The sequence below is a fragment of the Globicatella sulfidifaciens DSM 15739 genome, assembly GCF_900167405.1.
Classification (GTDB): Bacteria; Bacillota; Bacilli; order Lactobacillales; family Aerococcaceae; genus Globicatella; species Globicatella sulfidifaciens.
Genome location: NZ_FUWO01000002.1, coordinates 41,195 through 55,226, shown reverse-complemented (window position 1 = coordinate 55,226; position 14,032 = coordinate 41,195). Strand labels below are relative to the sequence as shown.

At 34.8% G+C, this 14,032-nt stretch carries 19 protein-coding genes, 2 tRNA genes and 1 other annotated feature; all 21 genes read right to left on the bottom strand.

What is annotated here, in order from left to right:
* Nucleotides 1-3: 3 nt before the first annotated feature.
* Complete coding sequence (locus tag B5D12_RS01395) at nucleotides 4-471, bottom strand: CtsR family transcriptional regulator (protein WP_078755145.1); 468 nt, start codon at nucleotides 469-471, stop codon at nucleotides 4-6.
* Nucleotides 472-575: 104 nt separating this feature from the next.
* Complete coding sequence (locus B5D12_RS01390) at nucleotides 576-1,124, bottom strand: ECF transporter S component (RefSeq protein ID WP_234982887.1); 549 nt, start codon at nucleotides 1,122-1,124, stop codon at nucleotides 576-578.
* A gap of 524 nt (nucleotides 1,125-1,648) precedes the next feature.
* Nucleotides 1,649-1,734, bottom strand: a tRNA-Leu gene (locus B5D12_RS01385).
* Between the two features lie 37 nt (nucleotides 1,735-1,771).
* Nucleotides 1,772-1,844: transfer RNA gene (locus tag B5D12_RS01380), tRNA-Thr, on the bottom strand.
* Nucleotides 1,845-1,925: 81 nt separating this feature from the next.
* Entirely contained in the window at nucleotides 1,926-2,447 is a 522-nt protein-coding gene (msrA, locus tag B5D12_RS01375) for a peptide-methionine (S)-S-oxide reductase MsrA (protein WP_078755143.1), read from the bottom strand.
* An 11-nt stretch (nucleotides 2,448-2,458) separates the two neighbouring features.
* Nucleotides 2,459-3,772 carry a D-alanyl-D-alanine carboxypeptidase family protein gene (locus B5D12_RS01370; protein ID WP_078755142.1) on the bottom strand — a complete coding sequence of 438 codons (1,314 nt, stop codon included), beginning with the start codon at nucleotides 3,770-3,772 and terminating at the stop codon, nucleotides 2,459-2,461.
* On the bottom strand, nucleotides 3,773-4,750 hold the full coding sequence (locus tag B5D12_RS01365) for a sensor histidine kinase (RefSeq protein ID WP_159443820.1): 978 nt from the start codon (nucleotides 4,748-4,750) through the stop codon (nucleotides 3,773-3,775).
* A gap of 163 nt (nucleotides 4,751-4,913) precedes the next feature.
* The gene (locus B5D12_RS01360) at nucleotides 4,914-5,609 is read right to left on the bottom strand and encodes a response regulator transcription factor (protein ID WP_078755140.1); all 696 of its coding nucleotides are present in this window, start codon (nucleotides 5,607-5,609) and stop codon (nucleotides 4,914-4,916) included.
* Between the two features lie 175 nt (nucleotides 5,610-5,784).
* Nucleotides 5,785-6,150, bottom strand: coding sequence for a 50S ribosomal protein L7/L12 (rplL, locus tag B5D12_RS01355; protein ID WP_078755139.1), 366 nt, complete (start codon nucleotides 6,148-6,150; stop codon nucleotides 5,785-5,787).
* A 40-nt stretch (nucleotides 6,151-6,190) separates the two neighbouring features.
* Nucleotides 6,191-6,697: a 50S ribosomal protein L10 gene (gene rplJ / locus B5D12_RS01350; RefSeq protein WP_078755138.1), complete on the bottom strand. Its 507-nt coding sequence runs from the start codon at nucleotides 6,695-6,697 to the stop codon at nucleotides 6,191-6,193.
* Between the two features lie 30 nt (nucleotides 6,698-6,727).
* Nucleotides 6,728-6,852: a sequence feature (ribosomal protein L10 leader region), on the bottom strand.
* 57 nt (nucleotides 6,853-6,909) lie between these two features.
* Complete coding sequence (gene rplA / locus B5D12_RS01345) at nucleotides 6,910-7,599, bottom strand: 50S ribosomal protein L1 (RefSeq protein WP_078755137.1); 690 nt, start codon at nucleotides 7,597-7,599, stop codon at nucleotides 6,910-6,912.
* 84 nt (nucleotides 7,600-7,683) lie between these two features.
* Nucleotides 7,684-8,109 carry a 50S ribosomal protein L11 gene (rplK, locus tag B5D12_RS01340; protein ID WP_066125045.1) on the bottom strand — a complete coding sequence of 142 codons (426 nt, stop codon included), beginning with the start codon at nucleotides 8,107-8,109 and terminating at the stop codon, nucleotides 7,684-7,686.
* Between the two features lie 127 nt (nucleotides 8,110-8,236).
* The gene (locus B5D12_RS01335) at nucleotides 8,237-8,941 is read right to left on the bottom strand and encodes a hypothetical protein (protein ID WP_143412014.1); all 705 of its coding nucleotides are present in this window, start codon (nucleotides 8,939-8,941) and stop codon (nucleotides 8,237-8,239) included.
* Nucleotides 8,942-9,052: 111 nt separating this feature from the next.
* Nucleotides 9,053-9,598 (bottom strand): transcription termination/antitermination protein NusG, encoded by a 546-nt coding sequence (nusG, locus tag B5D12_RS01330; protein ID WP_078755135.1) that lies wholly within the window; start codon nucleotides 9,596-9,598, stop codon nucleotides 9,053-9,055.
* Nucleotides 9,599-9,698: 100 nt separating this feature from the next.
* The gene (gene secE, locus B5D12_RS01325; protein WP_078755134.1) at nucleotides 9,699-9,872 is read right to left on the bottom strand and encodes a preprotein translocase subunit SecE; all 174 of its coding nucleotides are present in this window, start codon (nucleotides 9,870-9,872) and stop codon (nucleotides 9,699-9,701) included.
* Between the two features lie 19 nt (nucleotides 9,873-9,891).
* Complete coding sequence (gene rpmG / locus B5D12_RS01320) at nucleotides 9,892-10,047, bottom strand: 50S ribosomal protein L33 (RefSeq protein ID WP_071407821.1); 156 nt, start codon at nucleotides 10,045-10,047, stop codon at nucleotides 9,892-9,894.
* 135 nt (nucleotides 10,048-10,182) lie between these two features.
* Nucleotides 10,183-10,788 (bottom strand): sigma-70 family RNA polymerase sigma factor, encoded by a 606-nt coding sequence (locus tag B5D12_RS01315; RefSeq protein ID WP_078755133.1) that lies wholly within the window; start codon nucleotides 10,786-10,788, stop codon nucleotides 10,183-10,185.
* A gap of 37 nt (nucleotides 10,789-10,825) precedes the next feature.
* Entirely contained in the window at nucleotides 10,826-11,368 is a 543-nt protein-coding gene (locus B5D12_RS01310) for an NYN domain-containing protein (RefSeq protein ID WP_078755132.1), read from the bottom strand.
* Nucleotides 11,369-11,387: 19 nt separating this feature from the next.
* Nucleotides 11,388-12,176 carry a 23S rRNA (guanosine(2251)-2'-O)-methyltransferase RlmB gene (gene rlmB / locus B5D12_RS01305; RefSeq protein WP_078755131.1) on the bottom strand — a complete coding sequence of 263 codons (789 nt, stop codon included), beginning with the start codon at nucleotides 12,174-12,176 and terminating at the stop codon, nucleotides 11,388-11,390.
* On the bottom strand, nucleotides 12,173-12,583 hold the full coding sequence (locus tag B5D12_RS01300) for a Mini-ribonuclease 3 (protein WP_078755130.1): 411 nt from the start codon (nucleotides 12,581-12,583) through the stop codon (nucleotides 12,173-12,175). The genes rlmB and B5D12_RS01300 overlap by 4 nt, the downstream gene beginning before the upstream one ends.
* Nucleotides 12,583-14,010, bottom strand: coding sequence for a cysteine--tRNA ligase (gene cysS, locus B5D12_RS01295; RefSeq protein ID WP_078755129.1), 1,428 nt, complete (start codon nucleotides 14,008-14,010; stop codon nucleotides 12,583-12,585). The genes B5D12_RS01300 and cysS overlap by 1 nt, the downstream gene beginning before the upstream one ends.
* Nucleotides 14,011-14,032: the final 22 nt, after the last annotated feature.

Sequence of the window (14,032 nt, the reverse complement as noted above, 5' to 3'; positions counted from 1 at the left end):
CTCTTATTCGTATGTATAACGGAGTTGGTATAGAAAAGTTTTAAGTAATTGAGCTCTCGCAATTTGTTCTTCCTCCGTTATTGTTTGTAAAACAGCTTTTTCAATTACAGATAAAATCAAAGCAGCTTCCCTTTGAGTTATAATCTTTCTTTCTGTTAAAGTTTCGATGATATTGATCCCGTTTCGTTGACTTATCTGATTGCCAATTAAATCAATCATTTGATCGATTTCGTCTACTTCATCCACCAGATGGACTTTCAGTATTCGGATATAGCCTCCTCCACCTCTTTTACTTTCCACTAGGTATCCATGTTCTTGTGTAAAACGAGTATTAATAACATAGTTTATTTGCGAAGGCACACAATCAAATCGATTGGCAATGTCACTTCGCTTGATTTCAAGATGTTCTTGATTTTCCAAATACGCTTTTAAATACGCTTCAATAATATCCGTCATATTTCGTTGAGTCACAGTCTCGCCTCCTTTAACATTGACTTTCTTTGACCATTATACAATAATAATTCCTCTTTGAAAAGAGGAAAGACTTAAAATCTTATATTTCGGTCCTTATTTGGCTAATTTTGATTTATTTCTTGATAATTGACAGCATATCGTTGGAATAATTTATTCAATAATGGGAATAATAAGATAAAAAATACCACATTACCAGCTGAATGAGCCAAATCAAAAGGTAAACCATTTAAATAATAAACCCAAAAGTTTTCTACTTGTATTAAAAAAGTCCACAACCACGAAATACTAAAACCAAACAATATACCTGCGATACCGGTAACTACTGCTCGACTACCAAATAATATATAATCACTTTTTACCATTTTCTCTAATAATCTATTGCTGAAGTAAACAAAAATAACCACGATAAGATAGCTTATGATTTGTAACACGACCCATGGCCCCATTCCCAAAATGAGATTTGAAACTAGCATCGTCAAAGATGATACGATAGCGCCATCTTTAAAACCTAATAAAATGGTCACAATTGCGATAATAGCTGTAACGGGTTGTACATTCGGTATGAATGCAAAGAAAATTCTCCCCACCACACATAATGTTGTTAATAGTGCAACTTGCGTAATCCATAATGTAAAACCTTTTTGTCTCACCAATTTATTCCCACTCCCTACGAAATTCGAAAATGCTTTTATCTATTTATATTCACTCACTATTATACCTGGAAATAAAGTCATTGTGTTCAAAATATTAAATAGATACACAATTTTTTGGTGATTATAACGGGAGTGGAGCAGAAGTAGAAAATCAAATGATTTTCGCTTCGTCTGTCAACCCCCGCACAGTTGGGAGGAGACCAGAAGTAGAAAATCGAATGATTTTCGCTTCGTCGGCCTACCCCCGCACAGTTGAGTAGGCCTCAAACAAGTCGAAAGACGCAGTTTGAGGCCACTCAACCACTGCGCTTTTAATTACCGAACAATAATCTTGACTAAAATTTATTAAGTTTAAGCCCAGCCTCTTGAGCAGTCACATAAGAACTACTTTACATAATGACTACTAATAATTGACAAACTGACCAGAGAAAGAGTTGTTTTATTAGTACCTAACCAAAAAAGACCCCAGTTGCTACTACAACTGAAGTCTAAGAAACACTGACAGATCAATGTTTAAATTATGCCGAGGACCGGAATCGAACCGGTACGGGTATCACTACCCGCAGGATTTTAAGTCCTGTGCGTCTGCCAGTTCCGCCACCCCGGCAAAGGATATTTTGGAACCTTTGATTATTATTAATCAATGCCGGCTAAAGGACTTGAACCCTCGACCCTCTGATTACAAATCAGATGCTCTACCAACTGAGCTAAGCCGGCCTGTGAATGTGATTCACAACATGATTAATAATACCTTATTTACATCTATATTGTCAATACAAATTATGACATTCTTACGAATTATTGCTGAAATCTTTCAATAAATTGGTCTCTTCCGGAACCTTGTCGATACCGTTGATAATGAGTCGGATTTTTCTTATAAAAATCCTGATGATAATCTTCAGCAACAAAAAATTCGGTTGCCTCAGTAATCGGTACTACAATTGGTTTTGAAAATCGTTGACTCAAATCTAAATGTTCTTTGGATTGTTCAGCTAATTTTTTTTGTTCAGGAGTAGTATAAAATATTTCTGGTCGATACGAAGATCCGCGATCCACAAATTGTCCTGCTAAATCCGTAGGATCAATGACAGACCAGTATACTTCTAATAGCTTTTGATAAGAAATTATCGCTGGATCATAGGTAATTTTTACCGCTTCAGTATGGCCAGTCATTCCTGTTTTTACTTGTTCATAACTTGGATTCATAACATGACCACCTGTATAACCTGATTCAACTGAAATAACCCCTGGCCACTGATCAAATGGATGGACCATGCACCAGAAACAACCTCCTGCAAAAATAGCAACTTCTTGACTCATCTATATCACCTCTAATTAAATATGTTAGTAAAAAATTTTCGAATTGCTTCGATTATCGTTATAATAAATCTCATTATTGATTGTAAAAATTTTCCAAAAATAGATTTTTCAGGTATCGATTCATTCGCCACTACCTGTACTTCACTGTTTTGAGCCGTTGGTAGGTACTCAATGGCATAATGTTGAAAATCCATTTTTAATGTTCCTAAAAAATCTCCTTTATCTATTGGAGCGGTTATATAATTTTGGTATCCAGTTTTCTCTTCATTGGGTATAAATTGATAATCAATGTTTAATTGATTATCGCCTTTTGGTACACTGAGTACGAAATCATCTGTATAAACAGAATGTATGACATCTCTTGTACCTCCATCTACATTTATAACAGGGATTTCATCGGTCAAACTCTCTTTTTTTACAATAATCTTCGTATCAAAACTGCTCTTAGCATATTGAATCAATTGTTCAACAGGATAATAGGGGTCTTCTTGATTCTCTAACACACCGATTACTACCGCTAAATAGGTCGTCTCTTGATCACTGCTACTTATCACTTGATTATAGCCATTTTGGGGAGCATAGCCAATAAACATTCCATTGACTGACAGTTTGGTGTCTTTTAATAATGGATTATTGCTTGTTGTTTGAAAAGCATCATCTGTATCTGCTTTAAAATTTAATTCCTTAGTCGAGGCATATTCTAAATATTGTGGATAATCTTTGTATAATCTGAAAGCCACTGTTGTAATAGCCTCCGCACTCATTTTATTAGTTTGACCTTGATACTCTTCTACACCTGTCTCATAATCATTAGGTAACCCCAAACTATCGACAAATTGATAATTTGAAAGTTGCCATTCACTTAACTTTTGCTCCATTAATTTTATAAAATCTGCTTCATTGGATGCAATTTTTTCAACTAGAGCCAACGCTGCACCATTCGCATTTTTTACTGCGATGGCCGTTATTAACTCTTCTACCGTATATGAAAAATCCTGTCTTAAAGGAACGTTCGGTATATCATAATCTTGACTGAGCTCATAAGCAGAATTAGAAATAGGGACTATATCCTCTAAATTAATTTTTTCTGTTTCAATTTGTTCAAAAACTATATATAGCAGTAATACTTTTGACAAGGATCCAATTTCTAAAAGATCTTCAGAATTTTTATTAAAGAGAACCTGCCCATTATCACCATTGATTAACATCATAGACTGAGCAGGTAAATTTTCAATATTTAATTCTTGAGCACTGACTAAACTATGCTTTGGTAGCACCAGTAATACAGATAATAATAAAATCAATATTTTATTAATCATCTTCATTTATAATCTACTCATCTCGATTCTAAATATCATTTCGTTATTCTCAATCATAGCATAAATGATACCATTATGTAACTCTACAATATTTCTAGCGATTCCTAAACCAAGACCCGTTCCAGGAATAGCAGAATTTCTTGAGGTATCTGCCCGATAACTTCTTCGGAAAACTTTTTCCAATTCTTCTAATTTTAGAAGCTCACCATCATTGATTACATCCATAATGATCTGGTCATCATCTTTTATTAGGTTAGCATTCATTTTTATTTTAGTGGCACCATGTCCATATTTTAGCGCATTTGATAATAAGTTATTAAATACTCGTGCCATTTTTTCTGGGTCAAAATAAACAATTAAGTTTTTAGGCATCACATTGATTTCAATTTCAATATTTTTTTCAGCTGCTTCTAATTCAAATTCTGCTGCCAGTTGTTCAAAGAAAAAATCTAGATGAACTTCTTCAGGGGTAACTTCATATGAAACTAATCTCGAAGCGGCGTAATCAAACAAATCATTGACCATCACTTGCATACTCATTGCTTTTTGATAAGCAATATGAGTATATTCTAGTAATTGTTCTTCTGAATGATACCGTTTGTTTTCAATTAAACCTAGGTAGCCGATGATAGAGGTTAAAGGGGTTCTTAAATCATGCCCCACATTGGCGATTAACTCATCTTTAGTCTTTTCTATTCGACGTTCTTCCTCCATCGCATGAACCGTACTATCAACCAAAGAATTAACACTCCGTACAATTTCTGATAATTCATCAACCTGCATATCTGGAATTCTTAATTGATAATTCCCTCTCGCAATATAAGTTAAGTATTCCAAAAGATGATTCAAGTGGATAGTAGAAATTTTACGCTTCATCTGCCAATATGCCAGTCCTATTCCTAAAAAAATCATCACAACAGCAAAAGATTGTTTTGCTAATTCTAACTTTGCAGGAGTCCACTTAAAATATTCATAAGCAGTCATTTCTTCTTCGCCATACATACCTATAGGCAGGCTTAAGAACTCGATAAACTGGAGTGTGACACTCAAGTATAAAAAGTAAAATACCCCCATGGTAAGTAAAATTTCTAACACTAATTCAACTATTTCGTGTCGTCGAAATTTTACTGTAGGTAGTTTGTCTTGACTAAGCTTCAATTTTATACCCAACACCCCATACTGTACGGATTACTTTTTCACCACCAGTCGCTTCCTCAATCTTATCTCTTAAGTGACTAACGTGAACCATAACCGTTTTGGCACTGACAACACTTTCTTGATTCCAAACAGCTTCAAAAATTTCATTCGCACTAAATACGCGATTAGGATGACTCGCTAATAAAAATAAAATTCCAAATTCTATTGCGGTAAGTTGAATTTGAACACCAGAAAGAGTTATAACTTCATGAGATTCCTTCTTAATTTCCAGTGGACCGACCATGAGGGTGTCCGGTACTTCTGGTTGCATATAATTTTGTTGGCGTCTTAAAATAGATTTAATTCTAGCAACCACTTCTAATGGATTAAATGGTTTGGTGATATAATCATCGGCACCACTAATTAATCCTTGTATTTTATCTGTATCTGATGATTTAGCACTTACCAGAATAACAGGTAAGCTTTTTTGGTTTTTTCGAATATATGATAAAACTTTCAAGCCATCCACTTGTGGAATCATAATATCCAATAATACCATATTTAGATTTGTTTCTTCCTCTAAAATATTTAACGCTTGTTGACCATTATAGGCTTTTAAAACCTCGTAACCTTCGTTTTGTAAATAAATATTGAGCAACTCCACAATTTCACGATCATCATCTACCATTAAAATTTTTGTATTCATCACTTCACTTCCCTTTTCAATACTCTATTCTATTATACCTATTTTTTTCATAATAGTGTTAAAAAATCATTTAAAATATGGAATTCTTAGGAAAATTTTATTTCATAGCAAAAAAAAAGAATGATGATTTCCATCATTCCTTTCTTATTTGTATGAAATAATAATCTATCGAAGATTATTTTACTTCTACAGAAGCTCCAACTTCTTCTAATGAAGCTTTTAATGCTTCAGCGTCTTCTTTAGATACGCCTTCTTTAATCGCTTTAGGAGCGTTGTCAACTAATTCTTTAGCTTCTTTTAATCCTAAACCAGTAGCTTCACGAACTGCTTTAATAACTTTGATTTTTGAGTCTCCAACAGATGCTAAGATAACATCAAATTCAGTTTTTTCTTCAGCAGCAGCACCACCAGCAGCAGCTACAGCTACAGGAGCAGCAGCAGTTACGCCAAATTCTTCTTCGATTGCTTTTACTAAGTCATTTAATTCGATAATTGTTGCTTCTTTAATTTCAGCAATAATGTTTTCAATATTTAAAGCCATTTATATTTCCTCCGTTTATGTTTTTATAAGTAATAATTGATTATGCTGCGTCGTCTTCTTTAGATTCAGCCACAGCTTTGATAGCCAATGCAGTATTGCGAACTGGCGCTTGTAATACAGAAAGTAACATTGATAATAATCCATCGCGGTCTGGTAATTTCGCTAAAGCGTTAATATCTTCAGCTGAAGAAACTTCACCTTCAATTAAACCACCTTTGATTGATAAATGTTCTACTTTATCAGCAAATTCTGCAACAATTTTAGCAGGTGCCACTACTTCAGATTCAGAATAAACGATAGCTGATGGTCCTACGAAAACTGAGTCCATACCTTCGATACCTGCTTCTGCTGCTGCACGACGTAAAATAGTGTTTTTAACAACTTTCATGTAAACATCGTTTTCACGTAATTCTTTACGTAAATTAGTAACTTCTTCTACAGTTAAACCTAATGAGTCTACAACGACTACTGATGCAGCTGCTTTTAATTTCTCTGCAACTTCTGTTACTTCTTCTTGTTTTTTCATGATTACTGTTTCTTTTGTCATAAGTTTCACCTCCGTCTTATTGAGCTAGAGATTTTCAAAAAAAAATCTCTATGTCACCTTAGACACAGAGAGATAGATCCATAAATTCGGAACTTCCTCGGCAAGAAATTAAGGCGTTCGCCACTTGCTGTCTACGGTAGTTTAACACTTTATATATAATACAAAAAAGAATGTTATAAGTCAACCCCTAAATGAGGTTGACTTTCATTTTTTTAAATTGTTGTTGGATCGATTTTAATTCCAGGGCCAAATGTAGTACTTAAAGCTAAGTTAGTGATATAAGTACCTTTAGCAGTAGCTGGTTTTAAGCGAACGATTTGATCGTGTAATGCTTTAAAGTTATCTGCTAATTTAGCATCTTCAAATGATACTTTACCAATTGGCACGTTTACGATACCTGCTTTGTCGGCACGGTAAGTAACTTGTCCTGCTTTAATGTCTTCAACAGCTTTAGTAACATCCATTGTTACAGTACCTGTTTTAGGGTTAGGCATTAATCCTTTAGGCCCTAATACACGTCCTAAACGACCCACTTGACCCATCATATCAGGTGTTGCTACCATTACATCAAAGTCTAACCATCCATCGTTTATTTTATCGATTAAGTCAGCTTCACCAACAAAATCAGCACCTGCTGCTTCTGCTTCTTTAGCTTTTTCGCCACGAGCGATAACGACAACACGAGAAGTTTTTCCTGTACCGTGTGGTAATACCATAGCCCCACGAATTTGTTGATCAGCTTTTTTTACGTCAATGCTTAAATTGTATGAAACTTCAACAGTCGCGTCAAATTTTGCGAAGTCGATTTCTTTTGCTAAAGCGATAGCTTCAGTCATGTCATATTTTTTAGTGCGGTCAACTTTTTCTAAAGCTGCACTAAAGTTTTTGCTTTTTTTAGCCATTTTTTATTTTCCTCCTATACTTGTGGTTATAACGGTTTGACCTCCCACACCCGATAGAAAACGGGGCGAGAAACTACACTGCGCTTAATCTTGGACAGTGATACCCATAGAACGAGCAGTACCTTCAACGATGCGCATTGCTGCTTCTACGCTAGCTGCGTTTAAATCTTCCATTTTAGTTTCAGCAACTTCTTGAACTTGTGCTTTGGTAATAGTTGCTACTTTTGTTTTGTTTGGTACACCAGAACCTTTTTGGATACCAGCTGCTTTTTTCAATAATACTGGTACTGGTGGTTTTTTAGTGATAAATGTAAATGAACGGTCTTCATATACATCAATTACTACAGGAATAATGAATCCTGCTTGGTCTTGTGTACGAGCGTTAAACTCTTTACAGAACCCCATAATGTTGACTTGCGCTTGACCTAAAGCTGGACCTACTGGTGGAGCTGGGCTTGCTGCGCCGGCTGGAATTTGTAATTTAACTTGTTTTACTACTTTTTTAGCCACGAAAATTCCTCCTATATCTTTTTATTCGTGATGTGGTTTATGGAAAACCATTTCCTCCCACTCATTGTGCGTACTTGCGCACCCAAGTATACTAACACATAACGTGTTAGAAAGCAAGAAGAAAGTATTACTTTTCAATATCTGTTTTTGATTTTTGATTTTGTTGATTATTTAAGTGTGTTAGATAGATAAATAATGCTACCATCATCACGCCTATTGCCAATGTACAGATAAAAATCATATTGTTAGCGTAAGGAAATTGCTTATTATGATGTTGTATGGCTAATCCGAATACACCCAATATTATCGCAATCATCATCATACCATTACCGTATTTTGCATAATAATAACTTGAAAATAAAGCTAATAACAATACCGTCATAATGGCTACAATCACCCATAACATGCCACTAAATGTGATGCCAACTGACTTCATATAAGCGAATAAAGTCACAACGGTTTCAAATATTAACCAACCAACAAAAAATCCAGACGGAAATTTAATTAACCAACTATTTTGTCGTAATTGACTATTTTGGCTAATGATTCGAATCCCTTTTAATAGATAATTAGTCGCAACCGCAATAAATATTAACGACAATAATAAGGAATGATTCAACCAGCTCACTATCCAAAAAATAGTCATTAAGCAACCAATACTGACTATTTCTTTCAGTTGGTGATCAAAGATTTGTTTAAAGCGTTGATTCTTTTCGAAATATTCGATATAAAGTAAATTCGTAATCAGCCAAAAGATACTGATTGCGCCAATATACAAATAATTTTTATGAGGCATCAATAATGATGGGTATATCTTTTGAAGGCTTTCCAAAGATGGTAGTATCATATTTGGAAAAATTACCAAACTTATTATTGTTAGCGTGAAACCTAATAATAATGAATAAAGAATCGGAATTCTTTTAAATATGTCATTCATAGTGGATTAAATCTCTTGTTTCTTAACTTGATGGAATTCGATTTCTGCTTCAGTCTCACGACCAAACATTTCAAGTAAAACTTTTAATTTTTGATGTTCTTGATCAATTTCAACAATTGAACCATTTAAACCGGAGAAAGCACCCTCCACAATTTCTACATAATCACCAACTTTTACATTCAATTCTACACGTTGTACTGGTGTTTCGACATCGCCTAAGATTTGATTCATTTCTTCTTCTAATAAAGGCGATGGTTTACTTCCCGCACCGTGAGATCCGACAAAACCTGTCACTCCTGGTGTATTACGTACAATAAACCAAGCCTCATCAGACATCACCATTTCAATTAATACATATCCTGGAAACGTCTTTGCTACTTTTTTCTTTTCCTCGCCGTCGACTACTTCAATTATTTCTTCTTCAGGTACCACAATTCTGAAAATATTTTCTTCCATATTCATACTCTCTTTACGTAATTCAATATTTTCTCGAACTTTATTTTCATAACCTGAATAAGTATGAAGTACATACCACTCTTTTTTTGCTTCCATCTTAATTCCCCTCACTTTTTTTCCATAATAAAAAACCTACGGCTTGTAGGTTTTTGCTTTAACTCTATTATACAGATAAAATATTAATTTGAAAACTATTTTATAATGATACTAACCAATTAATTAAATTAGCAAATACAGTATCAACACCTGCAAAATATAAACCAAACAAAATAATCATGACAATAACTGTCCATGTATATTTGTTAATTTCGCCTACAGACGGCCAATTTACTCTTTTTAATTCTTCGAAAACACCTTTAATATATCCCATCGTTATCTTCCCATCCTAACTATTTCGTTTCTTTATGCACTGTATGTTTATTGCAATATCTACAAAACTTTTTAATTTCTAATCTGACATTTTTTCCAGATTGTGTTGGAGTCATGTGGTAATTGCGTTGGCCACACTCCGTACACGCTAAAGCCGTTTTCTTTTGTTGTGCCATAGCAATTCCTCCCCATCGATTTACTTACCACTATATGATATAAATCAATTACTTTTTTGTCAAGATAGAATAAAAGGTGTTAAGTTTAATGTTTGCTTATTTTGTTTTTGTGTTAGGCTCGCTTTATCCCCTTTGTCATCCAAAATGCTGTCGACATTTTTTTCGACAACGTGCTAGCGCATTTTCAATCACTCTTCTATCTTCGTTCATTTTTTTAGCAATATTAGGCACACTATTATCTTCTTCAGTCATACGATAGATGAAAACCATTTTTTCTAATTCCGATAAATCTTCAATTAATTGTTCAAGAGTATCTTTTGCGATTACCCATTCGAGGGTATCAGGACCCTCTTCAAATAATAAATCTCCATAAGTATACACTTCATTTTTGCCAGCAACTAAACTCACTGGTTCATTTAATGATAGGAGATTTAGTTGTTGTTCACGCTTTTTTGCCATTAATTTCCTTAAATAATTAATTAAGCGATTTTCGTATACTCTCGCAAAATAACTGGCAACATAGTATTTTCCCTTGATATCATAGTGTTCAATCACTAACATTAACGCAATGCGTCCTTCTTGAAAGTAATCATCCAATTCAAACCCCATAATAGGGTATTGTCTGAAACATTTTCGATATAAAGGTGTAAAACGATAAAATAATTCATTAAATGCTTCGTCATCAAACTCGGCCTGTAACATTACCACTAATTCTTCATTACTTAAGTAGTCCAAACGCATGATTATCCTCCATTCAATTGGAGAAATGCATCCTCATTTATTCTTTATTTTTCGTTTCTAGCTCACGTCTCAAACGGTCTAAATCTGCTAACTGTTCAATTTGCCATGGGCTTCTTCTTCTTAGCATTCCATTGTAATACGTTGAAATTTCAGTTTTTAGTTGCTGTTTTGTATAAGAAATTTCCACTGCTAATTCATTTGCCGATTGTCTTAACGCGCCTCGTTGAAAAATTAGCCATTGCTCGGCATAGTCACTCGTTGCAACGACTACCCTATTTAGAGGTGTGATATATTGATTAACTTCTCTTTCGATATATGAGTCCGCCGTTTCCCCTTCTTTAGTGAACACAACTTGAAGATCGTACTCATCGTATCTTTGTGTAATCCCGGGAACTAAATAGGCATCAAAAATCACAAAAATTTCATCATAGCCTCTTACTTTTTTAAAATTAGATAGTTCCTGTAATAAGGTATCTCGAGCTAGCGCTAATTCATCTTTTTTCATCAAGCTCGCTAGATGTGGCCATGCCCCTATCATATTATAACCGTCGACAAATAGGATATCTTTTTTCTTAAGCATGTGACCACCTCCATATATTCTACTTACCTAGTCGATTGCGCGCCACTTCGTACATTAAAACGCCTGCTGCTACACTAGCATTTAAACTTTGAGTGGTTCCAGTCATCGGAATGGTGACTGTCCCATCACAAGCTGCTATCACATTTTGTGAAACTCCTTGGCCTTCATTACCAATAACGAGTGCAATGGCTCCTTCGCTATTCCAAGTACGCATATCTTCACCTGACATGGCTGTCGCAAAAACCCAGACACCTTTTTGTTTTAATAATTCGACTGTTTGAGCAATGTTGGTCACACGCACTACTGGTACTTTTTCAATTGAACCCGCTGAAGTCTTCGCCACGATACCGGTTAATCCAACAGCACGTCTTTTTGGTATAATGACACCATGAACACCAGTGGCTTCAGCTGTTCTTAGAATTGAACCTAAATTATGCGGATCCTCTATGCCATCCAAAATTAATAAAAAAGGAGTTTCTTCACGTTCTTGTGCCAATTGAAAGCAGTCTTCAAGTGTTTTATATTCAAATGGCGGCAAGGTAATTGCCACACCTTGATGATTCCCATTGTCAGTTAATTCATCTAATTTAGTTTTTGAGACTTCGATAAAAACGACTCCTTGTTGTTTCGCTGCTCTCAGTATATCTTTAACCCCGCTTCCCGTCAGTCCTTTTTGAATAAATAATTTATTTATTTGTTTTTTCTCTTTGAAAACTTTCATTACGACATGACGTCCGAATAAAACTTCAGAATATTCTTCCTTTTCGATTGATTTCGATCGTTTTTCAGAGTGTTGATGTTGTTTCATTTATTCTCCTCATTTTCAATATATTTAATTGCTAAAGTCATTAACTCAGTACATCGCTCTACTTGATTAGTTAAGGATAGCCAACCAATTAGTGCTTCAAAGCCTGTCGCTTGACGATAATCGCCAATCGAGGCATTTTTTGCCTTGGTATTCGCTTTATTATTACGACCTCTTTTATAAATTTCAATCTCTTTTGTTGATAATCGTTCTTCTGAATCAATCCAACTTTTCATAACTTTTGCTTGGCCTTCAGCTGATACATATTTTATCGCAGCACGATGCAACTTATTAGGGGATGTTTGTCCTGATTGAATCACATGTTTGCGCACAAACTGTTCATATACAGCGTCCCCCACATAAGCTAAGGCCGCACCGTTTAATAAGTCAAATGGATTAATCTCGGTCATTATGTTGTCACTCTTTTCCAAGTTGTTCCTTGAGGCGTGTCATCTAATAAGATTCCTTGTGCTTTTAATTGTTCACGAATCTCATCCGCTTTTGCAAAATTTCGTTCTTTACGTGCTTGATTGCGTTCTTCGATTAATTGTTCAATTTCTTCTTCTAAAGTCTCTGTTTCTTTAAAAATAATACCAAAGATACTCATTAATTGCTCAAACTTAGATTGCATCCATTCAATCACTTCTCGATTAACCACTGATGCTTCAAGGTACTTATTCATTACTTTGGTTAAATCGAAGATAACAGTTAAGGCATTCCCAGCTTGAAAATCATTGTCCATTTCAGCTTCGAATTGTTCAATTTTCTCTCTAATCGCTTGTTTAAATTTTTGGTCTTGTTCTGTTAAATCCTGTTCTACTGCATCTTCTAAGCGATGTTTTAGACGACGATTTACTTCTTTTAAGCGTTCTAAATTAGTGGTCGCATCATGAATTGATTTCTCATCAAAACGCAATGGACGACGATAATGGACCGTAGCCAATAAAAATCTTACCACTAATGGATCGACTTCATTGATTAAATCACGTAATAGTACAAAATTCCCTAACGATTTGCTCATCTTCTCATCATCTTGACCAATCGTCACAAATCCATTATGCATCCAATAGTTACTAAATGTATGCCCTGTAGCACATTCAGATTGAGCAATTTCATTTTCATGATGTGGAAATTGTAAATCTTGGCCCCCTCCATGAATATCAATCGTCTCCCCTAAATATTTCGTTGCCATTACGGAACATTCAATATGCCATCCTGGGCGTCCTTCTCCCCAAGGCGAATGCCAATGAATTTCTCCAGGTTTTGCTTGTTTCCATAGAGCAAAATCAAGCGGATCATTCTTTCTTTCCGCAATTAAATCTTGAACTCGCTCACTCGCACCCACTAATAATTCATCAATACTTTGATCGGATAATTGACCATATTTATCAAATGAAGATGTTTTAAAATAGACGTCGCCTGATGATTCATACGCATAACCTTTTTCGATTAACACTTGGATGAATTCAATAATATCGCTAATATTTTCCATTACACGTGGATGAAGGGTAGCCGGCATGACATTAATTGCGGCAGTGTCTTCTTTAAAAGCTTGAATGTATTTGTCGGCAATCGCTTCAGGAGTTATTCCTTCTTCACTAGCCGCTTTAATAATTTTATCATCAACATCAGTAAAATTGCTGACGTAATTCACTTCATAACCACGATAGATTAAATATCGACGGATAGTATCAAATGAGACGGCACTTCTTGCATTGCCAATATGAATATAATTATAAACAGTGGGACCACAAACATAAAAATTTACCTTTCCTTCTACTATCGGTTTAAAAATTTCTTTGGTTCTGGTTAAAGTATTATAAATTTGAATGGCCATAATATTCTCCGTTTCTATCAAG